16 protein-coding genes and 1 pseudogene are annotated in these 23108 nt (G+C 54.7%); 5 read left to right on the top strand and 12 right to left on the bottom strand.

From position 1 onward, the window contains the following. Positions 1-390: 390 nt before the first annotated feature. Entirely contained in the window at positions 391-1848 is a 1458-nt protein-coding gene (locus Pla52o_RS17890) for a sigma-54-dependent transcriptional regulator (RefSeq protein ID WP_146595970.1), read from the top strand. Between the two features lie 366 nt (positions 1849-2214). Here the strand turns inward: Pla52o_RS17890 and Pla52o_RS17885 are convergent, their stop codons facing one another. From Pla52o_RS17885 to Pla52o_RS17875, 3 genes are all read right to left on the bottom strand, one after another. Then, positions 2215-2550 (bottom strand): DUF4235 domain-containing protein, encoded by a 336-nt coding sequence (locus tag Pla52o_RS17885; protein ID WP_146595969.1) that lies wholly within the window; start codon positions 2548-2550, stop codon positions 2215-2217. A gap of 65 nt (positions 2551-2615) precedes the next feature. Next, positions 2616-3098, bottom strand: coding sequence for a pyridoxamine 5'-phosphate oxidase family protein (locus tag Pla52o_RS17880; RefSeq protein ID WP_146595968.1), 483 nt, complete (start codon positions 3096-3098; stop codon positions 2616-2618). Positions 3099-3208: 110 nt separating this feature from the next. Further along, positions 3209-3775 (bottom strand): type 1 glutamine amidotransferase domain-containing protein, encoded by a 567-nt coding sequence (locus tag Pla52o_RS17875; protein WP_146595967.1) that lies wholly within the window; start codon positions 3773-3775, stop codon positions 3209-3211. A gap of 408 nt (positions 3776-4183) precedes the next feature. On the opposite strand from Pla52o_RS17875, the gene Pla52o_RS17870 reads away from it, so the two are divergent. From Pla52o_RS17870 to Pla52o_RS17855, 4 genes are all read left to right on the top strand, one after another. Further along, positions 4184-9760 (top strand): PAS domain S-box protein, encoded by a 5577-nt coding sequence (locus Pla52o_RS17870; RefSeq protein ID WP_197169326.1) that lies wholly within the window; start codon positions 4184-4186, stop codon positions 9758-9760. 61 nt (positions 9761-9821) lie between these two features. After that, the gene (locus Pla52o_RS17865; protein WP_146595965.1) at positions 9822-12122 is read left to right on the top strand and encodes a CHASE3 domain-containing protein; all 2301 of its coding nucleotides are present in this window, start codon (positions 9822-9824) and stop codon (positions 12120-12122) included. A gap of 511 nt (positions 12123-12633) precedes the next feature. Beyond that, positions 12634-13278 carry a hypothetical protein gene (locus tag Pla52o_RS17860; RefSeq protein WP_146595964.1) on the top strand — a complete coding sequence of 215 codons (645 nt, stop codon included), beginning with the start codon at positions 12634-12636 and terminating at the stop codon, positions 13276-13278. 227 nt (positions 13279-13505) lie between these two features. Then, positions 13506-14150, top strand: a complete 645-nt coding sequence (locus Pla52o_RS17855) for a M15 family metallopeptidase (RefSeq protein ID WP_197169325.1) — start codon at positions 13506-13508, stop codon at positions 14148-14150. A gap of 50 nt (positions 14151-14200) precedes the next feature. On the opposite strand, the gene Pla52o_RS17850 is transcribed toward Pla52o_RS17855, so the two are convergent. The 9 genes and pseudogenes from Pla52o_RS17850 to Pla52o_RS17810 all read right to left on the bottom strand — a co-directional run. Further along, positions 14201-15292 carry a hypothetical protein gene (locus tag Pla52o_RS17850; RefSeq protein ID WP_146595962.1) on the bottom strand — a complete coding sequence of 364 codons (1092 nt, stop codon included), beginning with the start codon at positions 15290-15292 and terminating at the stop codon, positions 14201-14203. Positions 15293-15296: 4 nt separating this feature from the next. Further along, on the bottom strand, positions 15297-16946 hold the full coding sequence (locus Pla52o_RS17845; protein ID WP_197169324.1) for a flavin monoamine oxidase family protein: 1650 nt from the start codon (positions 16944-16946) through the stop codon (positions 15297-15299). After that, complete coding sequence (locus Pla52o_RS17840) at positions 16943-18466, bottom strand: polyamine aminopropyltransferase (protein ID WP_146595960.1); 1524 nt, start codon at positions 18464-18466, stop codon at positions 16943-16945. The genes Pla52o_RS17845 and Pla52o_RS17840 overlap by 4 nt, the downstream gene beginning before the upstream one ends. Before the next feature lie 9 nt (positions 18467-18475). Continuing rightward, positions 18476-18739, bottom strand: a complete 264-nt coding sequence (locus Pla52o_RS17835; protein WP_197169323.1) for a DUF350 domain-containing protein — start codon at positions 18737-18739, stop codon at positions 18476-18478. A gap of 14 nt (positions 18740-18753) precedes the next feature. Continuing rightward, a complete protein-coding gene (locus Pla52o_RS17830) occupies positions 18754-18942 on the bottom strand; it encodes a hypothetical protein (RefSeq protein ID WP_146595959.1) in 189 nt (62 codons plus the stop codon). A 33-nt stretch (positions 18943-18975) separates the two neighbouring features. Next, complete coding sequence (locus tag Pla52o_RS17825; RefSeq protein WP_146595958.1) at positions 18976-20508, bottom strand: DUF4178 domain-containing protein; 1533 nt, start codon at positions 20506-20508, stop codon at positions 18976-18978. Then, complete coding sequence (locus Pla52o_RS17820) at positions 20505-20948, bottom strand: S-adenosylmethionine decarboxylase family protein (protein ID WP_197169322.1); 444 nt, start codon at positions 20946-20948, stop codon at positions 20505-20507. Before Pla52o_RS17820 ends, Pla52o_RS17825 begins: the two co-directional genes overlap by 4 nt. Before the next feature lie 172 nt (positions 20949-21120). Continuing rightward, the gene (locus Pla52o_RS17815; protein ID WP_146595956.1) at positions 21121-22245 is read right to left on the bottom strand and encodes an SPFH domain-containing protein; all 1125 of its coding nucleotides are present in this window, start codon (positions 22243-22245) and stop codon (positions 21121-21123) included. A gap of 442 nt (positions 22246-22687) precedes the next feature. Next, positions 22688-23108, bottom strand: a pseudogene (locus Pla52o_RS17810) (hypothetical protein); the annotation flags it as partial.

The following is a 23108-nucleotide window of genomic DNA, read 5'->3' as shown; positions in this document are numbered from 1 at the left end:
TCGGGGCGAGCTAGCGATTCACGCGTCTTAGATGGACTCGCTCGAAACTCACTCAAACTCAACGTACTTGCACTTCATTACCCAAACCGATTGACTCGAACCCCAATGACGAGCGTCGAGTTGAAGAGCGCCGAGATGAAGAGCGTCGAGTCACCGTTCAAGCGGTGCTCCGAAACCACACCACTCGCGGGGGTGCGAGCCCCTAAGAGGTTTGCTCGCAACCTTTCCGGCACGCCACTTGCGTTCGCTGTTTCGTTCAATTTCCAACCAACCTGATCGACATTGAACCTCCCTCAACTGTAGAATCAAACACAGATGCCTGCTCCCGTCGAAATACAACCTTCGCACATCCATCCCGAAGTCACCCCCAAGTCCAAATGGTCCAAGTCTATGCCTAATGTCCTGGTCATCGATGACGACCGAGCCATTCTCGCGCTGACGGAAAAGGCGCTTTCCCCCATCGCAGACGTAGAGACTGCGGCGACCGCGAAAGAGGGGATCGCCAAACTGCGAAATGGAACGTTCGACACCGTTCTGCTCGACATACAGTTGCCCGACCAGAATGGGTTGGCGGTCTATTGTGAAATCCGAGAATTTGATCGTCGCATTCCGGTCGTTTTCATGACGGTCGAAGCGGCTAGCAGCACTGCGATCGAGGCCATGCAGTTGGGGGCGTTCGATTACATTGGCAAACCGTTGTCTGTCGAACCCCTCCGCGATCTCGTCGAAAAGGCAATTGAGCAGCGGCAAATCAGCAGCGTGCCAGTCGCCATCAGTGCGGACGATAAATCCTCCGCCGAATCGGCCGAACTATTTATTGGTCGATCAACAGCCATGCTGGACGTTTTCAAAGCAATTGGGAAGGTTAGCAAACAGGATGTGCCTATTCTGATTCGCGGCGAAAGCGGAACGGGAAAAGAGCTGGTCGCCCGCGCGTTGTATCAGTACAGCCACCGCGGCACCGAGACATTCTTAGCGGTCAATTGTGCAGCGCTACCCGATAACTTGCTCGAAAGCGAGTTGTTCGGACACGAGAAAGGAGCCTTCACGGGGGCGGAATCACGCCGAATTGGCAAATTTGAACAGTGCAACGGGGGCACGCTCTTCCTGGATGAGATTGGCGACATGGCGCCCTCGGTCCAGGCCAAGGTATTGCGGGTGCTTCAAGAGCAACGGTTTGAGCGTGTTGGTGGCAACAAAGAACTAAAAACCGATGTCCGCATCATCGCGGCCACCAACCGTCCCTTGGAACAAATGGTCGAAGAGGGAGACTATCGCGAAGATCTACTGTATCGTCTCAATGGCGTCACGATCGAACTACCACCGCTGCGTGAACGCTTAAGCGATGTTCCAGCACTGGTACAGTTTTTCATGGCCCAAGCGAAGAAAGAATTTAACAAACCAGACCTGGAAGGCTTGTCGCCCGAAGCAGCCGAGTTGCTCGAAGGCTACCACTGGCCCGGCAACGTCCGCCAACTGCGAGCGGTGATCCGGCGATGCGTCTTGGACACGGTGATGCCCGTGATCACCCCAGACGGATTGCCTAAGGAAATCAATCGCTTAAAAACAACGGCCGCAGGCACCGACAACCATAGCGCAGCCGAGTCTGGGCCAGTTGAAGGTGCGGGGCTGCCCCAGTTGGTCAAGCGATTGTTGGCCGAAAAGTCGACCGATGTTTACGCCGAAGCGACTCAGTACATGGAAAAGTACGTGATCACCGAAGTGCTCAAGTCGACCGATGGTAATCAAAGCCAAGCAGCAGAGATCCTGGGCATCACCCGTGGCAAGCTGCGTGACCGCATTACGAGCTTTGACATTTCGTTGACCAGCCATGTTCAAATCGGCTAGCGTGGGTGACACCGAATCCTTCCTGTGTTGGAAACGTTCACACAGGGGATCGCGAAACCTCCGCATCTAAAACCAACGGAGGTGATCGGGGTGAGATGGGTGAGCCGCCACCGCAGGCAACCGTGGTGTGGAGTGACTCTCTCTGCCACTGAGCTCCCAAGGGCTGCTGAGATCGGGGCCGCTGCGATCGCAGGAATACGCGATTGGCCCGGCGACAACGTGGGCTGTTGTCCGCGACTACGAAATCTTCGATGTCTCACTCGACACCATCCACTCACTCGACACCTTCCACTCACTCGACACCCACCTCGGCCGTGGGCACTCGATGTCCATCGATAGGAAAATGGAAATTCAACGGGACAATTTTCAAGGATAGAAACGTCGGTAAGCGTTGGAGGAGGCTCGGCGTGACGCAATCCTGACCATGCCCACGATCGCTCCCGAGACGCCACCCCAAAGCAATGCGTCCTTCCAATCGACTTCGGACGAAGCCGGATTCTTGGGCGGTTCGCGGTCCAGTGCCGTTCGCCATCCCGCTTGCAGTGCATTGCGTGCTAGGAACGTGGCCCCGATCGCTGCCGCCAACGCAAGCAAATTTTCGGTGCGTCCGATCCCCTCGTTACGCCCATCGGGTTGCTCGTCAAAGCCTTCCTGGGCGGAGGAACGGATGTGTTGAAGTTTTTCTTGAACTTGATCGATCATCAGATTGACTTTCGTTTGTTTAGAGTAGGCGTCACTCGGACGCTCGGCTTCTTTGCAGTATCGGGCTACATTGAAACGGTGGCGTTGACCGACGCATCGTTCGAGACGCGTTTGCCCTGCAAGTATGCCTTACCCGCCTTGATCAGGTACTTCAGTCCGGTCACACCGGATTGATCCCAATATTCGCCACGCTGTGGTTCGACATGCAGCAGCACAATCGACGCACTCGTTTTGCCTTCGGGAAACCAGACCTTCCAGGCATCATTCCACAATTGGTCTAGTTTCGCCCGGTCATCGATCGCGCGGGCGGTTCCGGCCAGCGAGGCGAATTTGTTCGATCCTTGCATCGTCACTGCAACTTCGTCGTCGAGCCTCAGGTCGGCAACCTTGCCCGAGTTGCGGTCGGTGACAAACCAAAGACCGCCGTCGGGCTCCAACTCGGCGACCGCCATCGGTCGCGCCTCGAGCGAACCATCGCTGCAGCGGGTCACCAGCATCGCGCTATCAAAATCGCCCATCAAATCGACTAATTTCTCGTACTTGTCCATCGAAAATCCTAACTCGAATTGTGGTTATTCGTGGCGACCACCACCCCAACTTGAATGGTGACCGCTACGGTGCGTTCCCTAACCGGCAAGCTCTCTAACCGGCAAACTCCTTAAACGGTTTGCTCGGCGTGTTTGCCCTCGGCAAACTCTTCGATCGCCTTGTCGCAAAATGCCGGCAAGTCGTCGGGGTTGCGACTGGTCACCAAGCCTTCATCACAGACGCATGCTTCGTCACACCACTGGGCTCCGGCGTTCTTCAGATCGGTCTTCAGACTTGGCCATGATGTCATGCGGCGACCGCGAACGACATCGGCTTCGATCAAAGTCCAAGGGCCATGACAGATCGCCGCCACCGGTTTGTGCTGTTTAAAGAAATCACGGACAAAACTAACCGAAGTGTCACAGGTTCGCAGCGAATCGGGATTGGCAACGCCGCCCGGAAGGACGAGACCATCAAAGTCCTCGGCGGAAGCCGATGCGACGTCTTGATCGACCTTGAACGTGTCGGCTTTCTCATCGTGGTTCATCCCCTGGATCTCACCATGCTTGGGCGAGACCAATACAACTTCTGCCCCGGCGGCGTGAATCGCTTTCCAGGGCGCAGTCAACTCGACTTGCTCGAACCCATCCGTGGCAAGAAACGCGATTCGTTTCCCACTTAATTTCTGATCGTTCATTGTCTGCTCTTTCATGGAGTCTTCCCCATTCTGGAGTTCGCTATCGGATGTCATCTTCTACAAATGCAGATGGACTGATACAGATAGAGTGATGCAGATCGCATGCCGATGCAGATCGTAATCGGGGACTCATTGAAAGAGGCGGTTCACACGCGAGCGAGTTGGTCTTGGCCTTGTCCGACAACCGAGATCAAGTCGAAGTGCGGGTGATTTGCAATCGCCCAGCTTGGCCGATTCGCGACCTCCACCTATGACTGAGACCTCCCCCCCAATCGCATTCGGCTGGAGGGCGGAAAGTTCCGACCCCATCCCTGTGGACCTACTCTACATTCGCTGATCGAGTCGCTAAACTTTGGCAGGAGATCCGTACCAATGAAGCAAAGCGACCCGCTAGACAGACCGAGTTCTGTGTCCAATCCGTTGATCGTTGGCGTGGGGGCATCCGTAGATGGTCTGCAGGCGTTCCAGGAATTCTTAATCACGCTGGGGGAAACGCCTGGGATGGCGATTGTGGTCGTTCCCCACGGCGATGGAGCCAGCGCGTCACGATTCGCCGAACGCTTGCCTGAGATCACGAAGCTTGATGTCGTTGAAATCATCGGGCGTCACAGGGTCGAAGCGGACACGATCTATCTCGGTTCGCCTCAGCAGCGGATCGAACTAGTACACGGCTTTGTAACGGTCGTCGCGCGTGAACACGAGGGCCCCCAAGCCGCAGCAATCGATCATTTCTTTAACTCCATTGCCAAACAACCAGACGTCTGCGGCGTCGGCGTGATTTTCTCCGCTGGGGGAAGCGATAGAAACTTGGGGCTCAAAACGCTACGGGATCGTGGCGGATTGCCGTTCCCTCAAGATCCAAGATCAGACCAGTTCGACAACCTGTCTCCCAGCGTCGCCACGACGGGCGTCCCTCGCCCGCTGATGTCACCCCAGGCGCTGGGGACCGAATTGCTGCAATACGCCACACAGCAGCGAAACCAAGCCAACGCACCTGGGTGGAAACATTTTCATGTCCAAATCGAAGAAGCGATTCCGACGATCGTCACTCCCATCGACGAGTTTGCTCCCGCAACCGCGGTGATCGACCCATCGGGCCAAGTGATAACCAGTTCGCCGAACATCGGCAGATACTTGACAATCGACGGAGGGACTTTCCAAACCAACATCATCAAGATGGCCCCTCGCGATTTGCGAAGCGGGTTGCGCGCCGCAATCGCAAATGCCACGCAACAAAACCGGACGGTTCATCACGAACCTTTGTCGCTGTGCGACGGCGAGAAGCCTGGTCGGGTGATGTTGACGGTCCAACCCATACCGCGTTTGGGTGAGGACGTCCCTTTGCTCTTGGTCGTCTTTCACGAACTCGGCTTCCCCCAAGGTCGCGAGCCATTTAAACCATCGGGGGCGAGCGCAACCGAGGATAAAGATGCGATCATTGCGCACCTGCAACGCGAGCTCGAAACGACACGCGAGGCCCTTGATCGATCGATCCAGGATCTGGAGGCGGCCAACGGAAATCGCGAAAGTTCAAAACAAGAAGTACGTACAAGCATCGATGCCACGGGGCGTGCCAAAACCGTATTAGAAAATTGGTTTGGCAGCGAGCAAAGCGCCACCGTTTTCCTCAATCACGATTTGTTGATTCTCGGTTTCACCCCGGCCATTTGCGAAATCTACGGTTTGGTTCGCAGCGATGTCGGCCGTCCGCTGCTGAATTTTGTCCCGCGAGTCAACGAGATGCCGCCCTTGCCCGATCCCAAGTCGCTTGCCGAAGGCGACTGCATTGAGCACCCGGTCACCGCGACATCGGGCAAGTCATTCATTCGCCGGGTCCTGCCTTACAAGTCACCCCACGGCCCAGACGAAGGGATCGTCGTCACGTTTACCGATGTCTCGGAACAACGCGAGAGTCAAAAACAGCTCGTTACCCCCGTAACGCAACCGAGATCCATTGCCCAAGCGACTCCGTCACGGGTCGCATACGTCACCCCCAACCTACGGTACGGCTTTGTCAATGCGGCCTATGCGGCTCAGTGGCAGCAAGGTATCGAGGATGTGGTTGGAAAGAAGATCCTAGAGGTTGTCGGCCCCGAACATTACCAAAACATTGAACCCCATCTGACTCAGGGACTGCACGGCAAGCACACGACATGCGAGATGACGCTCCATGTTCCCGATTCGACCGAGACTCAGATCATGGAGGTCACCTACGTCCCTCAAGCGAATCCCGATGGCACGATCGTCGGTTGCCATATGGTGTTGACGGACATCACCGAACGCAAACGCTCTGAACAAGCCTTGCTGCGGTCGCGGCAAGAATTGGCGGTTGGAGTGGACGTTGCAAAACTGGGACTTGGCCGAGTCGATTTCATCAACAACCGCATCACGTTGACCGCCGAAGCCGCCGCGATGCATGGAATCAGCGACAGCGAGATCACGATCACACGCGACGCATTTCACGCCCACTACCATCCGGAGGACCGCGAGTCGGTGATCCAACTCGTGCAAGATTGTCTTGACGGCAATGGCGATGGCCGCTGTGACTTGGAATACCGGATCGTATTGGCCAATGGCCAGACGCATTGGATCAGCACCCGGAAGCAGGTTGAATTTGACCGCAGCGTCGATCCCCCGCGACCCACCACTGCGATTCTCGCCGCCCAAGACATCACCGAACGCAAACACGCGGAATTGAACATGGCGTTCTTGGCGGACTTGCAAGCACAATTTAGCTCGCTCGCCTCAGTCGCTGAATTGATGGCGGTGGCGACCGAGCAAACCGCGAAGTACCTCGGTTTGTCACGCTGTATCTTGGCTGAATTTGATGAACAAGCGCAGCAAGTGGATATCATTTACGAGCACCATGACGCCTCGCTCCAAAGCATCGTGGGAAGGCATCGAGTGGAGGACTTCCACACGGAAGTGGAACGCAAGCAATTGATTGCCGGGCGACAATTTTATCTTGCCGACACACAGCATCGCCGGAACGATTCTCAACTCGCCAAACAGTTTCGCTCGCTCCAGATTGGTGCATTTTGCAATTCGGCCTATGTCACCAAACAACGCATCCGCTTTGTCGTCTCAGCGACAAAACCCCACGCCTATCAATGGCGTGCGGATGAATTGCATTTGTTGCAAGAGATTGTCAACCGCCTCTGTGTTCGGATCGAACGAGCGCGAGCGGAAACGGCGTTGGCCGACCGAGAAACCCATCTTCGCCGCGTGATCGACAACACCGTCGCTTTCATTGGAGTGCTCGATATCGATGGCACGCTGCGTGAAGCCAACCAACCGGCACTGAGTGTGGCGTCACTCCGTCGCGACGATGTGATTGGAAAACCGTTCTGGGAATGTTACTGGTGGAATTATGATGACGATGTGGTCGCGCAACTAAAGTCCGCCTTCGCACGCACGCTTCAAGGCGAAACGATTCGCTATGACGCGGTTATCCGTGTCGGTGAGGATCAACGCACCACGATCGACTTTATGTTAGTGCCCGTCCGCGATAACAACGGCAAAATTACTCACGTGATCCCATCGGGGGTGGACGTCAACGATCGCAAGGCCGCCGAAGACCTCGTTCGTCAAAACGCCGAACAATTGGCCGACAAACAAGCCAAATTGATCGCGTTGCTTGCCGATTATGAACGGGCCGAAAGCAAATTACAGGTGTTGTTCGACAATGGTTATTACTACACCGGCATCGTCGAACTCGACGGCACTTCGACGGACATCAATGAAATTGCACTAAACCAACTCGGCGCGACCATCGAGCAAGCCACCAATCGCCCCTTCTGGGATTGCCCTTGGTGGGGCGACAATGCAATGGTCAAAGAAAAGCTGAAGCATGGCTTAGCAAAAGCGATCGCCGGTGAAATCTATCGTGAGGACTTGCCATTTTGGTTATCTGATGGCTGCGAGCGGATCACCGACTTTATCTTTACCCCAGCGCGCAACCAAGAGGGCGAGGTCGTGTTCGTCGTCGCCAACGGCAGCGACGTGACCGAACTTCGCCGCGCAGAGGATGAGTTAAAGAAACGGGAGCAACATCTGAAGCTATCCCTCCAAGCAGGTCGGCTGGGCACCTGGGAATGGAACCCCGAGAGCGATCGAGTCACGTGGTCCGACGAACTCCGCAGTATCTTCGGCAGGAACGACGCGCCCACGGACGACTCCTTTGCCGCCACCATGCTTGTCATCCACCCGGAGGATCGCGTTGAAGCTGCGAATTATCTCAAAGCCGTTATCGAAGGGACCGGATCGACCTATCGAATCGATTGGCGAATCATCCGTGCGGACAATGGCAAGACGAGTTGGGTCGAAAACCTTGGGCTGATCTCGCGCAACTCAATGGGCAAAGCAATTCTCGTCACCGGCATCACTCGTGACGTCACCGAACGTAAACATTATGAGTTGGCACTCGCCGAAGGCAAAGAGCGATTGACGATGGCGCTGCGTGCCGGTGGCATGGCGGTTTGGGAGTGGAGCGAAGAAGGAGCGTTTTGGGATGAATCGATGTGCGAGCTACTCGGCTTGCCCGCCGAAACGCAGTGTGACGCTCAAACGTTAATGGCGTTGGTGCACCCCGACGATCTTCCGCGTTTGACGGAAGCTTGGTTTCGAACCGTCGAAGAAAAAGACTGCCTCGATGAAGAGTTTCGAATCCTTCGTCCCGATGGATCGACGCGCTGGATCGCGGCAGTCGGCGAACTTGTGCATCGCGATGCAGGCGAAGTAAAACGCGTGCTCGGCTTGACCTGGGACATTACCGAGCAGCACGAACTGCAAGAATCGTTGCAAGTCGCTCGCGCTCAGGCTGAAGCGGCCAGTAATTCGAAGAGTGAATTCCTAGCCAACATGAGTCACGAGATTCGCACCCCCATGACCGCAATCCTAGGTTACACCGATTTGATCGCGGAACAGATCGCGCACCCCGAAGCGTTGGAGCATGTCCGAACGATCCGTCGCAACGGCGATTTTCTTCTCGACATCATCAACGATATTTTGGATCTCTCAAAAATCGAGGCGGGCAAACTAGAAGTCTCCTCCGAGCCGTTTGCTCCGTGTCGATTGATTGAGGACGTTCGTTCGATCATGGAGGTCCGAGCAACCGAGGACGGCTTAGATCTGGCTGTCGAATACGTTGGCGGAGTTCCCGCCCAAGTCGTCTCGGACCCCAAACGTCTCAAACAAATCTTGGTCAATCTGGTCGGAAATGCAATTAAATTCACGCACCACGGTGGCGTGCGTTTACGAGTTCACTACCTTGCCGATCAGCAAGCGATGCGTATCGATATCATCGACACTGGCATCGGGATGAAGCCGGAGCAACAGACGCGTTTGTTCAAGCCGTTCATGCAGGGCGACTCCAGCGTGACGCGAGACTTCGGTGGCACTGGACTCGGTTTGGCGATAAGCCAGCGATTGGCCAAGATGCTCGGAGGCAACATCACCGCCCACAGTATCGAAGGCAAAGGCAGCACTTTCTCTGTCACGATCGCTACCGGTGACATCCGTGGCATTGCTCTCAATCAGCCGTCCTTGACGGTGCCCCCCCCCAGCGAAGACCACGAGCAAACCGCGCCGATCACGCTCGATTGCAATATTTTGGTCGTCGATGATCGCCGTGACATCCGCTTCCTCAGTAAATCGTTGCTACGCAAAGCGGGAGCAACCGTCGACGAAGCCGAAGACGGCGAAGTCGCGATCGAAATGGTCGAAGCCAAGATCGGTCAAGGAAAATGCTACGACTTGATCCTGCTCGACATGCAGATGCCAAGACTCGACGGCTATCAAACCGCCGAACAACTGCGTCGACTCGGGTTTGCTGGCCCGATCATCGCCCTCACCGCCGACGCGATGCAAGGGGATATGCCCCGCTGCATTCAAAGCGGCTGTAACGACTACCTTAGCAAACCGATCAACAAAATCGTGATGTTGCAACTAGTGCGTCGCTACGTTGACCGCAGTTCACCCCCATGAACGTCCTCCCACTTATTCGATCGCGTCTCATGTCTCGAAGTAGATCGACTGGATAACCCCCGTGCAGGCAAATCAATCGACTCGACGTCTCTATCGGCCGGCTGAACCGTTTGCGGTCGCAGCAACGGTGGCGTTGTTGGTGGTCACCGGCATTGTCACCTTTCACAACATGCGCCGGTTGCGGTCTCATACCGATTTGGTCGCGCGTTCGTACGAACTGTTGAGCACGCTTGACCAGATCGAATCGACGATGAAGTCAGCCGAAACCGGACAACGCGGCTTCGTCATTACCGGCCAGGAAGTTTACCTTGAACCGTATCAAAATGCGATCATTGAGATCGGCGGTTTGATGAATCAATTGGAGTTATCAACAGCCGATGCTCCTACCAAACGGGCCAGGGTTGCACCGCTGCAGGAGTTGATCGACCAAAAGCTAAAAGAGCTAGCCGACAGCATCGAGATACGTCGAGAGAGCGGATTCGAGACAGTGCAAACGATCGTGGCAACCAACATCGGCAAGCGGACGATGGATAGCATCCATCAACACATTGCTGAGTTTCGGAGAATCGAGGATGGCGTGATCGCGGCGCGCGAACAGACCGCGGCAACGACCTACTGGACTGCATTAGCGACCGCACTCCTTTCAACGGTGGCGGGATTAATCCTTGTCGTTGGCGTACTGTACTTGGTGCAACACAATCGACAACGTGCGGAAGCGTCGGCGCGGGCACTCGAAAGCGAACGCGATCGATTGCAAGAAACTCTCGACCGAGCTGGACGACTCGAAGCCGAGAATGCACGCATGGACCAATACATGCGAACGTTCTTGGAGCAAATCGAGGACTATGCCATTTTTGCCATGGATGCCGATTGCCGAGCGACCACATGGAATCGCGGAGTGCTAAACGTGTTGGGCTTCCGCGAAGAGGAGTTTCTTGGCCAAGACATTCGGGAACTCCTCTTTACACCCGAAGCCGTCGCCATGCAAATCCCCAATGCCGAGTTCGAAACTGCCGCCGCGTTGGGGAGTGCTAGTGACGATCGTTGGATGATGCGAAAGGGAGCTGAACGGTTTTGGGCCTCGGGAATCACTAGCGCTGTCAAAGATGCCAATGAGACCGTGATTGGCTATAGCAAGGTGATGCGAGACTTAACAGAACGCAAACACGACCAGGACGAGATGGCGGAACTTGCCGCCAGGTTGTCGGAAGCCGATCGTCGCAAGAATGAGTTTCTTGCAACCCTCGCTCATGAACTCCGTAACCCGCTAGCCCCGATCAAAAACGCAATCCAGTTGATGGGCATGTCGAAGTTAAATGCGGAAACCGAAGAACTGCGTCAAACGATGGCTAGGCAAGTCGAACAACTGATCCGATTGATCGAGGACTTGCTCGACGTCTCACGAATCGAACGCGGCAAAATTCAACTCAAAAAGGAAGTCGTCGAACTCCGAGAGGTCATCAAGGCAGCCGTTGAATCGTCAAGCACGTTTATTTCGGAAAAGATGCAGCACCTTCACGTCGATCTCGGCACGGACGACGTTTTTGTCCGCGTCGACCCCGCTCGCATGACCCAGGTGGTTTCCAATTTGCTCAATAATGCATCCCGCTACAGCGATTGTGGCGGTAACGTCGACCTCACTTTGTCCATCGAACCCTCCGCCACCGATCCAGGTTTTGCGGCCATCTCGGTGCGGGACAACGGGATCGGAATCGCACCCGATCGGATGGATGATATTTTCCAAATGTTTGCACAGGTCGATGACTCGCTACATCGCGGAAGCGCGGGGCTAGGCATTGGCTTGACCTTGGTGAAGACGTTGGTCGAAATCCATGACGGAACCGTGACCGCACAAAGTGACGGGATCGGACGAGGCAGCAAGTTTACCGTCCGCATCCCGCTGTCCACCGCCACCGAACCAACCGTTCCGGTCGCTCTCGATCCTGAAACGGTCAACTCACCACGCTCGTTTCGCGTCCTGGTTGTCGAAGACATGAAGGCGTTACGCACCATCATGGCACGCCTTTTGTCCAAGCTAGGTCACGAGGTTGATGTGGCCGAGGATGCCCGCGTTGCCCTAGACCGTTTGAACCATTCGATTCCCGACATTATCTTTTCGGACATTTCGATGCCCGGGATGACGGGCTACGATCTCGCTCGAAAATTGCGAGAACGTCCCGAGACATCCCATATTTATCTCGTCGCCATGACTGGCTACGGGCAATCGTCAGACCGTCAACAGGCTCACGTCTGCGGCTTTGACGAACACATGGTCAAACCGGTCGACATCGCGAAACTGCAAGCACTGTTCCAACGGCTTTCACGTTCCGAGACGTTTTGCAACCAGCAAGGACAGGAATAATTGCGACGGGTCATTGCGACGGGCAAAGATCCCTGCGAATCGGCATCAAAAATGCTCAATGCATTGAACATGCCAGCTCAAGTGCCGAGCTCAGCGTTAACACAGGTTGCTTGCGATCATCCCATTGGTGGACATCGACGCAAACGACAATGCCCGCGCTGACCGGCGAAAAAGCCAATACTAGAATCGCTGAACCTGGATTCAATGTTTCTAGCTTCGCGGCACCATTGAAGCTCGCACGCAGTCGATCGCTAAGCGTTCTTCGCGATCGGCGATGAAGGCTCTTTTTCCAAATTAATTTCTGGCGTGAAACGAATCCACTTGGTTGCATTGCATCTATAAAAACATGAATCATCCCCAACCGCCGCTGCGCAAGCCCTTCGGATCAAACGACATCCCTGCCATCCGTCCTGGCGTGAACACTGCGATTGGCGTCGAGGCTAGGCCAGCTTTTAGCACGAGGGCAACTATTTTCGTTTTGGGAATTGCCCTTCTGATCTTCATTGGAGGAATGGTTGCTTGGTCAGGATGGTCGGTTGAACATCGCGCTACGGCGTATCAGGATCGCAGCATTGTTGTCGATTGCGATTTTGCAAAATTCCGACAGATCATGGTGCGAAAAAATGCGACCGCAGCAATCGTCGAACATAGCGGGATGACGTTGCTAGATGAACGGATCCAAGACGTTGCACTTGATACGTCCGGCGATGATCGCCCACTGCTGAACGCCATTCGCGGTGTCTCTAAGACCGATGTCGCAGCCGTGAAACAATTGACGGTGCAATTGGATGACCCGACGCTCGAAGCAAGCGAGCTTGTGCTTCGCCAAAATGTTGACATTCAACAGGATTCATTTCACGTGACCACCGTTTCGGAAGGCCCAGCAGGGCGACTAGAGAACTACAAAACGACACTGGACGCAGTGCCCAACGAAGCTGAAGCGGGCACAACCGAGGCGGTAGCAGGAGGGACGCGAATCAAGTTGACCGTCGAAATGACGGTGCGTGTCAAGGTGCCGCGGCTATTCCGTCATCGAGCTGACGCGGGCGTGCAAGACGCCGCAGACGATGCAATCCAAGGCCAGGCTGACGCGATCGAGCAGTTCATCGCTCGCTACGCCGACGATGCCTTCATTCTGCCCGAACTCAATCGTTAATGCGGTCCCTTCTGAATCGCAGAATCGTTTAAAATCATCTCCAAATTTGATCGATGTTCGATTCAATTGTGAAAATTACCGAGCCGCACCATTCGTCACACGATCCGCTCGCGCCGAGAGAAATTTGATCGATTGCGATAAGCTCCCCGACGCCACAGGCTGATCGCAATTGCGTAATGGCACAGATCGAATCCCCACAGGAGATAACAAATCCAATGAACCTTTCTGTGATTCCAAATCTGGTCATGCTAGTGATGTTTGGCTCGGCTGCGTCTGTGACCCTCGCCGCGGAGCCAGCTGGAACCCTCGACGATCCGATCATCGACAGTGCGATGAGCGTCGCCGACGCGTTTGACGGATTGGCGGTCGATTGCCCCGAGGAGATTCGAGAGCGCCAGAAACTCGTCACGGTCCTTTATTACTCGTTCGACCACAAAATTCATCAGGGCCAAGTCCTAATCGACAGCGAATTAGAGCACGACATCCAACGGGTGTTCGCCGTCGCGCTACAGGAAAAGTTTCCCATCCAGTCGGTCATACCGATTTCGCACCCGAGGTTCCGTAAAGAGGGGAACTGGGACGACGAGCTTTCAATGCAGGCCAACAACACTTCGGCCTTCAACTATCGCGTGATCGCGGGCACCACTCGGCTATCGAACCACGCCCGCGGCCGAGCAATCGACTTAAATCCGCTGTTGAATCCCTACGTTCGCGGCGAATCCGTTTCACCGGCTGGAGCGGTTTACTCGCCGCATACCCCGGGCACCCTGACCGACGAAAACTCCGTCACGCAAGCGTTTCTGCGGCTCGGTTGGGGCTGGGGCGGCCATTGGCAACGCGGCCAGGACTACCAGCACTTCGACAAGCCCTAGCCCACGACGCGTTGAACCGTTGACGGCGCAAGACACCAACCGCTTCGTGGTCACGAGCGCACCATTGCGGAAAAGCGTCGATTCGATCTCCGCCGCCAAATAAATCCATCTAACACGTAATGCGTGATTTGAGGAACCGCTAACAATGGCACCAACGTCGTCTCGAGCCCATCGATTTGCCCCAGTTGGTTAAAAATCCCCGAGCCGAAAAGCCACGCTCGCTCGCGCCAAATTCCGCTGTCCCAAAGCAACTCTTCGAGATACGCCAATACCCACACGATCCCGAGAAATTTTGCGACACGAGAGATCGTGGCATGGGATTCACGATCGCTGCGCTGGTTTTCGTCACGCCAACGGTACCAATACACCAACACCATGTAGGGCACGCCATGGATAATCACGTTGGTCACCGTGAACGCATAATCGGAATTCAGCGTGATGATTCCAACATGCCAACACAGCGCGGTGGTGAATACGACGATGTCCTTCCCTGGACAATACTCCCCTTTCCAATACGCTCGGTAAATTGCCCGCACTCCATAGGCCACCAATGAAGCCCAGTAGACGGGTGCGAGCAGCATGGCAACATCAAACGAAAGCATCGCAAAGTCGCCGTCACGAAACCACCAAAATTGTCGCGGTAAATGCGTGTGCCAATAAACCAGCGGATAGATCGTCGCCAAATAGATCGCACTGGCGTCAACCCACCATCCCAATCGACTCGTTTCACCGCCGCGTGAGCGGTACAGGGCGACCCATCCGTATTGCTGACGAATAAAGTGGAACACAGCCAAATAGGCCAACGCTCGCCAAAATCCTGTGACGCTCTCACTGTATACCGCCCAACCGATTCCAAACGCCATTAGCGGCGTTAACCCGTACAGCCAAGGACGTCGCCGCAGTTCGGCACGGTCAAAGTAAACCCGAAAACCAGTGGAATAAACATGTGCCACGTCAATCAGTAAAATCGTCGCGATCCAGGCCCACTCAGGCGTGTCCGAATGCAACCAACCAAAGGGAATGCCAATCGCTAAGAGTGCAAACGCAATAACGGCGCTCCCCAAGAACGTCAACAAATCCACTCGCGGCGAAAATAGCCACGGGATCGTTTTTTTAGACGTTGGTTCGGAGATCGATACCATCAAACTACAAAATCGACTCGAAGGATTGACCTCGCTTGGCAAGCACTTCTTCGGCAGCCCGTACGCCGTGATAAAACGCCTCTTCCATCAACGCCACGCCACTTAAATCGGTGCCGGCGAAATGCAAATTGCCAATGGGTTTGGCGGCGTCGCGCCGCGTCTGACTCCAAACAAATCCAGGACGTGGCTGTATCATTGCGTGTCCCCATCGCATGATGTCCATCCGCGTGATCAAGGACCCGATATCCGCATGGGCTTGCGATAAATCCGCAACCACAATTTCCGCCCAATCCGCCCACGTCATACCTAGCAATTGTTGTCGCGAAATTTTCCCTTCGTGCTCCGTGAGCGGATAATACCATGTGATCACGGTCTCGCCGTAATCCAAGCCCGATTGGTGCGTCGATGTAACGTAACCGAGTGACTTACTTTGGTAAATCACATTGTCCCAACACATCGACATCCCATTCTCGTGGGGGCGATCATGGAGCCAAACATTGGCCACCATCCACGCACCATACTGAAACGATTGCACCGAGCGGTCGGTGATTTTATCGAAGTCTTCAATCAGATAGGGAACAATGAATTGCGGCGCCGCAAAAATCAGCTGGTCGCAATGCACTCCTACTGGCCTCTCGGTTTCACGATTCCACGAGGTGACCTTGGCGGAGCGATCGGCCGACGAGTTGACTTGAATGTTGCAAACGCCTGTCGAGCGGCGAATCTGACGCTGCACTGAATCGACCAAGTGCTTGACAATACGGCCGTTCCCCTCGGGCCATGTCATCACCTCCTGTGACGAGGTCGTTGTCGATTTGGCTCGCGATGCAAAGTAAAAGATGCCTGCCCACGCACTGGTTTGATCGATCGTTAATCCATAGTCGTCGCGGCAAGAATAATCGACTAGCCACTGTAAACGAGGCGACGAGAATGCATGAGAATCCATCCAATCGAGCATCGAAATCTGGTCGAGTGATGTGACCTGTTCGCAATCGGAGCCGTTTGCGACAGGAATCGCAAACATTCGTCGCCCTTGTTCATCGCGTCGGTTGATCCAACGGTCAATTTCGACTTGGAACCTCTCGAGTTGGACGAGGTCGTCTTCCGTGGCATTCTCACGCGGATAAAGTCCTTCGCTCCATTTCCCATCCACAAACACACGCTCATGTGGATCGCGACAGAGGAATCGTTCGGCCACGCGTGGGGATCCATCTGCCGTTTCACCGATGACCACGTCCATCTCTTTCAACAGCGTGATGAGCCCGCAATTCTCTTGCATCGGCGTTGGCACATAGTGGGCTCCCCATGGAAATGCGAACGATCCACGTGCACCGCTGCGTGATGTACCTCCGCATTCCCGATCGATTTCCAGCAACAGAAAATCGTTGAACCCCGCCTTCTTTAAACGCCAAGCCGCCGAAAGCCCCGCGATTCCGCCTCCCACGATCACCACGGCGGAGTGCTCGCATTCATCCCGTTCAATGTGGGGACGAAAACCATCGCGGATGCGATGCCCTAGAGAAAAGTCAGGACTAAGCAATTCTCCCTCGGGGGGCAACACGCCAGACGTGCACCCCGCCAAGTTCGCAACCGACGTGCCGAGCAACAACGTCATCAACTCACGGCGACTTAGCATCGGTGGCGATTGGCTCACTCGCTCTGACTCCATTCCTTGTCATAGTAACGGACAAGCACTTGGTTGTTTAAACGATTCAGATCAGTAGCGGTTGGCCGAATATCCATTGGCAACTCAAACATGGATTTCAGCAGCGATGGCGTCAGAAAGCGAAGCGGGCCAATGCTCTCCGCTAACTCGATCGGCTTTCCATCCGCAGGCGACATTGTCGCATAGGCAAACCCCCAAACCCCAAAGGAGGGCACCGAGGCACAATAGGGAATCGCGTCAAACCCCGAATCCTTTAACGTATTGATGACACACCAATAAGACTGAGGAGCGACAAGCGGCGACGTACACTGAATACTGATTCGCGCCGTGTCCGTTAAATGACGGCGAAGCATTTGATAAAACCGCGTCGTGTACAGTTTTCCGACTGAGTAACTGCCGGGATCAGGAAAGTCGATGATCGCGATGTCAAACAACTGACTCGAATCGCGAACCCAGATGAACGCATCTTGATTGATCACCGTGACGCGAGGATCGAGCAGGGAACGCTGATTCAAATCGACCATCAAGCCGAATTCTTTGCCCAACTTGGTGATCTCCGGATCAATGTCGACCAACGTCACTGATTCCACGGACGAATATTTTAAGACTTCGCGAACCGCTAGCCCGTCGCCTCCCCCCAGCACAAGCACATGTTTCGGAGCATCCGATGCAGACATAGCGGGATGCACGAGCGCTTCGTGATAGCGATATTCGTCTGCCGAGTTAAACTGTAAATGACCGTTCAGATGTAATTGAAAACCACGTTGATTCTGGGTGACCACGATCCGTTGATAGGGGGTTTGTTTAGCGTACACGATCGGATTCGCCAGCATCGCTTCTTCTGCGATCGTGGTGAACGATTCCGCCTTGATGATTCCCACGATCAAAAGCCCCACCACTAACATCGCCCGTCCACGTAATCCAGCAAGTCCTTTTTCGCTTAAGATCGGCCGCAATAGATACGTTCCCCACAGCCCGACCAGTGCGTTGAGGGTCCCAAAAACGAGCGACGTCCGCACCAATCCCAGTTGAGGAACCAACAGGATGGGAAACAGCAACGAAGCGAGCAACGCTCCGATGTAATCGAAAGTCAGAGCCCGTGAGACGAGGTCATTGAAATCTAGGTGTTCTTTTAAAATCCGCATCAACAGTGGCAATTCGAGCCCAACCAGGGTGCCGATAACGAAGACGAGTCCAAACAAGGAAACCTGGAACCACTCAATCCAGGCAAAGGCCACGAACAGAAATGGAGCGGACAAACCACCGATCAACGCTAACGCGAGTTCGACCTCGATGAACGTCCGCGCTAATTTGTTTAGAACGTATTGCGATAGCCAAGAACCGACACCGAGTGCAGACAAATAAACGCCGATTACCAACGAAAACTGAGTGACGGAATCTCCTAGCAAGTAGCTCGCAAGCGTTCCGGCGAGCAGTTCGTAGATCAACCCGCAGGTCGCAATGATCAGAACGTTCAGGTACAGCAGGGCCAAAGGTGCGCGATTCATTAGCGATTTCTATCCTAGAATCGCGGCCGCGATAATAACCGAAATCCCTAGCACGATCGCGCCCAGGATGATGGCGAGGGCTTGATTATGTTCTTCGACAATTTCGTGGACCAACGAAAAGGGAGTCAGTTTATCCATAGCCAGTAACGACACGAAGAAAACGAGAATCCCAACCAACGAAAACACGACCGCAGCCATCAAGTGTCCCCCAATCAAGCTCATCGAGCTCTCGGTCGCTTCAGCGCCAATCAACAACAACGAATTAGTACTCATTTCAATTCCAAACACTATTTTCCACCTCCCCAGGAACCACCATAGGATCGGCCATAGCCACCGCCGCCAGACGCACCGCCCGCAGCCATCCCGTCAAAAACACCTAGGTTTGGCGCCCGCCAGCCTTTTGCGGCTGCAATCGAATACCAAACACAAACGCTTAGCCCAAAACAGATATACATGATCAGTAGCGTTTTCCTCATAACATTTATTCATTCCTTGGCAACGCTAAAGCACTAGTCGTCCGTTGCGTACGGGTTGTAATCGCTTTCTGCCCAACGTTGTCTTTCAAATTGATGAGCGTAAAACAGAAACGCGGCCGGTGGCAACGAAACAAACAACATTGCATAGATCGTCAACCAACCATCGGCACGAGTGAAATTGATGGCATAGATCATAAAAACCAACAACACAAAGCTGCCCCACGTCAACACAAACGTGGTGCCAAGCTTGGGGCCCGGTTGCATCGGGCCCACACCCCACGGTCGAGCAACGTTCTTGATCCCAAACGCGGCTTCAATCTCTTCGACCCGCAGATAGGTTCCCAAGGAAACGTTGCGTTCCTCCGACGATTTCATCTTCGTCGTTTCGATGGACAACATCTTCGGCGGAGCGATGTAGTCGGCCGTTTGCACCATTTCGCCCACCTTTACCCGCCAATAGAACTCGCCGACAACATAACGCACATAGGCAACGCCGCGATCGAAGATGCGAAAGGTGTTTCCATCGTAAGACACCTGCCGCCCTCCGATCCGCCCCGTGTAGGAAACGGGTTCAACAAACGACCAATGTCTTTGGTTTTCCACCAACCATCGAAAACCAAGTTCGTGGTGATGTAAAAGATACTCGGTCCACGGATAGGTCTTGCCCTCGTACCGTGCGAATCGCTCCATGATGCCAATGACCGTGTATTGATTGTTGAAAAAAACGCCGTCGGTTCCAATCGGAACAATCGGGTTCAATTCCTTGGCCTTGAGCGTTTGCAAATAGGACAGTTTCCCTTGTCTAGCATCGAGCAGTGAGTGGCAATGCGGACACGTGACGCGTTGGGTTTCGTCAGGAGTGCGAAGCAAAAGCGTCCCGGCACAATGCGGACAATTTAATTGAAGTGCCGCGACCCGCAGTTTTTCGCTCTCCGGATCGGCTCCGCCCGTGTCGATTCCGAGTTCCGCAACAGTGACTTCCTTGCCAACATAGACACTCGTTGTTTTGCCATACTCGAGCGTTGCAAACGCCCCGGCGGCACCATCGAGGTCGACAAACCGGTGATCATCTCCTGGACGAAACGCCCAGGGGATTTCGCCTTCGGCCGAGGTCGCCTTTGCAGTTCCTTTCTCGCGGACGAAAAACTCGCGGTCACCAAGCTCCACGCTACTGCCAAGTGAAATTGAAGCGAATTCAGGCAGTCTTAATTTGCTCGTCACTCGACGTTCAAACATCAAGTAGAATTTGCCTTGAGCCTCGGTCAACCAGCCCCACTTTTCGCCAGGGAAAACTAAATACCATTCGTCCCAGATCCCGCCCGCGGGATGCGAATAGCGAACGCGTCCGGAAATGAAGAAGTGCTTCTTGTTGAACGTGCCGGATAATCCCAAGCGGAGCCCCGAATTGGTCTCGCCAACATCGGCCACTTTGCCAAAATCGGCGACCGCTTTGTCGCCCCGCGCCACCGCGGTTTGACAAAAGTCGCAAATCGTAACAAGTGAGGAACCGGTTTTGAATTCAACAGGGCCACCGCAAGCCGGACACGTCGCGCTGCGAACCTTCATTCCTGGCCTCGTTGTGCCATACGTTGTGTCACGAGGTTACCCCGCTCCACGCGCCGAACCAAGACCTCAGTCGATCCCAACCGATCCTCTAGCTGTTTTTGCCAATTCCACCCCGGACGATCACGACAGCAATATAGATTGAAGGTGGCTAAGCGGTGTTCAGGATAGGTATGACATGCAAGGTGCGATTCACTAAGCATGTACATTGCCGTAACTCCCCCGTGGCCGGGAAACGCATGTTGTTGAGGTTGACCGAGCACTTGCAAGCCCAGGTAGGCGACCGCGTCTTCGCAAATCTGTGCGATCACCTTTAAATCCTGCAAAACACGGGGCTCACATCCGTAAGCATCCACAATCCATTCCGATCCCACTGACGCGGTAAGCGAATGCGGCAAAGCTCCGCTGGCTTGAGCCAATGGGAATGAGGCTTCGGTTTTCATTTCGTGGGCCAAAGTGTCACGGTCCAAAGTGTCGCGGGGCGAATGGGTACGGGGTAAGGTGCTGCGGAACGACGTGGTGCGGATCCTCATAGCAAGGCAATCAACGGGTTCAGCCCGACGGAGCAGTGCATGCGTTAATCGATCACGCAGAGCATCAACTCAAACGTAATGCTTATGGAACTGGCGGTGGCGGCGGAGGTGCCGCAGAGAATAGAACAGCCAATTGAGGAACGTCGGAGGCTGCTTTCCAGCCTTCCATTCCCGCAGTCCAGACGACCGAATCAGCCCTGACTTCACCGCTATTCACCCCCGCAGCCATCTGCTGCATCGAAAAAGGCCCTCGCGTTTCACCATTGACCGCGATATGCCATGCGGCGGAGGGTGGCGGAGGAGGAGGAACGCTCCCAGTGGGAGCAGCACCGGCGGTCGCTGGGGCGCCGCCCGCTTGAGGCATCATCCGACTGGCCATGGCAAACCCCATGCCCAGTCCCATTCCTTCCGCCGCACCGCCGCCGCCAGGGTTTTCTGCCGCCGCGGTCATCGCTTGTCCCATTTGATATTGTTGAAAGCGATTCATATCCCCGATCACGCCCATGCTGGTGCGAGTGTCGAGCGCCTTTTCGACCGCTTCGGGCAGTGAGATGTTAACCACAATTAATTGAGGACAATCCAGACCGTATTCATCATCGATTTGTTCAACAACAGCGGTTCTAATCGCTGATGCAATTTCAGAATAACGCGAGGCAAGATCCAACGCGGGGATATTCAATTTACCAATCACGTCCGAGAACGCCGATGTGATCATCGAACGCAAAATCCCCGTAATCTCGTCAGATTGAAAATCGCCATCGGTGCCGACGATCTCACGCAGTAACGCTTTTGGCTCCACTGCCTTCAGCGAGTAAGTGCCAAAGCCACGTATACGGATGGGGCCGAACTCCGCATCACGCAACATGACTGGGTTGGGCGTGCCCCATTTCAAATCGGTGATCTGTCGGGTGCTAACAAAATAGACTTCCGCCTTGAAGGGGCTTTCGAAGCCGTATTTCCAACTGGAAAGTGTCGTGATGATTGGCATATTCTGAGTGGTTAACTCAAAATGTCCCGGCGGGTAGACATCGGCGATCTCACCATCGTGAACAAGCACCGCAACTTGCCCAGGACGCACGATCAATTGAGCGCCGTTTTTGATTTCGTTGTTATGGCGAGGGAAACGCCAAACCAGCGTATGGTTCGAATCATCGATCCACTCAATAATATCGATGAGTTCGCCACGAAGCTTATCGAAGAGTCCCATGTGCCTACCGTTTGTCGAACGAATTTGAAGAAGGTAACGAAACGCATGTCCAGAATGACTGCGGGTATTCCGAAAACACGGTACTGGATTCTAGCGGGATGCGTGAATCCAGCATACCAGTTCAGTCACGTTTGATGTTACCAGGGACAATAAAACCAACGCCAGGGCGCGCGGTCGTGACAATCAACTTTTCGAAGTTTTATCACTTGGTGTATCACTTGGTGCCACCCACCTTCACATTTGGTGCCACCCATTATATAGAGCCTCAATCTGGTTTGAGTCTCAATTCCTTGCAGCCACGCCGGATGCCAGACCCTCGCGTTGGGTGATAAAAACAGCCGCCGGGCCGCTTGCACTGAAGGGACATGTCGCCGAAACGCCGAAGCCGGCCTACGAATGCACCGGAGCAGTGACGTCCGCGGCTGCCACAACACGCGACCGATCAAACGAAACAAGTCGATGCACTCGCTTGGCCACGATGCCAATGGTGCTTCGTTCGCGCCGCATCGGCTCGCATCGACTCAGGCCGCCTCACACAGGAAGACCTACCGAAGTACTGCTTCCAGTGCCAAACCAAGTCACGCCACATCGACGCATCAATGCCTAGCGCGGTCAGCGTTCGCGCCAGCCCCGCTGGGACTTTCTTCCCGCCGACGCCCTGGCGAGCGGTCCAGCGCAACAGACGCAAGTAGTCCCCAATAGACAGACTCAGAAAACCGCGATCGCTGCTGCGAAGCCCTGCAGTGTGTGTCTGTGGATCGGTTGAAAGCGTGCTCGGCTGGAGCGTCAAAGGAGCAAGCCACGCGTCGCGAAGCATATTGCGTCCAGTAGGACTACGACGTTTGGCTCGTCGCTGCTGACGC

The sequence above is a fragment of the Novipirellula galeiformis genome (genome assembly GCF_007860095.1).
Lineage (GTDB): Bacteria > Planctomycetota > Planctomycetia > Pirellulales > Pirellulaceae > Novipirellula > Novipirellula galeiformis.
This window is presented reverse-complemented; position numbering and strand designations above follow the sequence as displayed.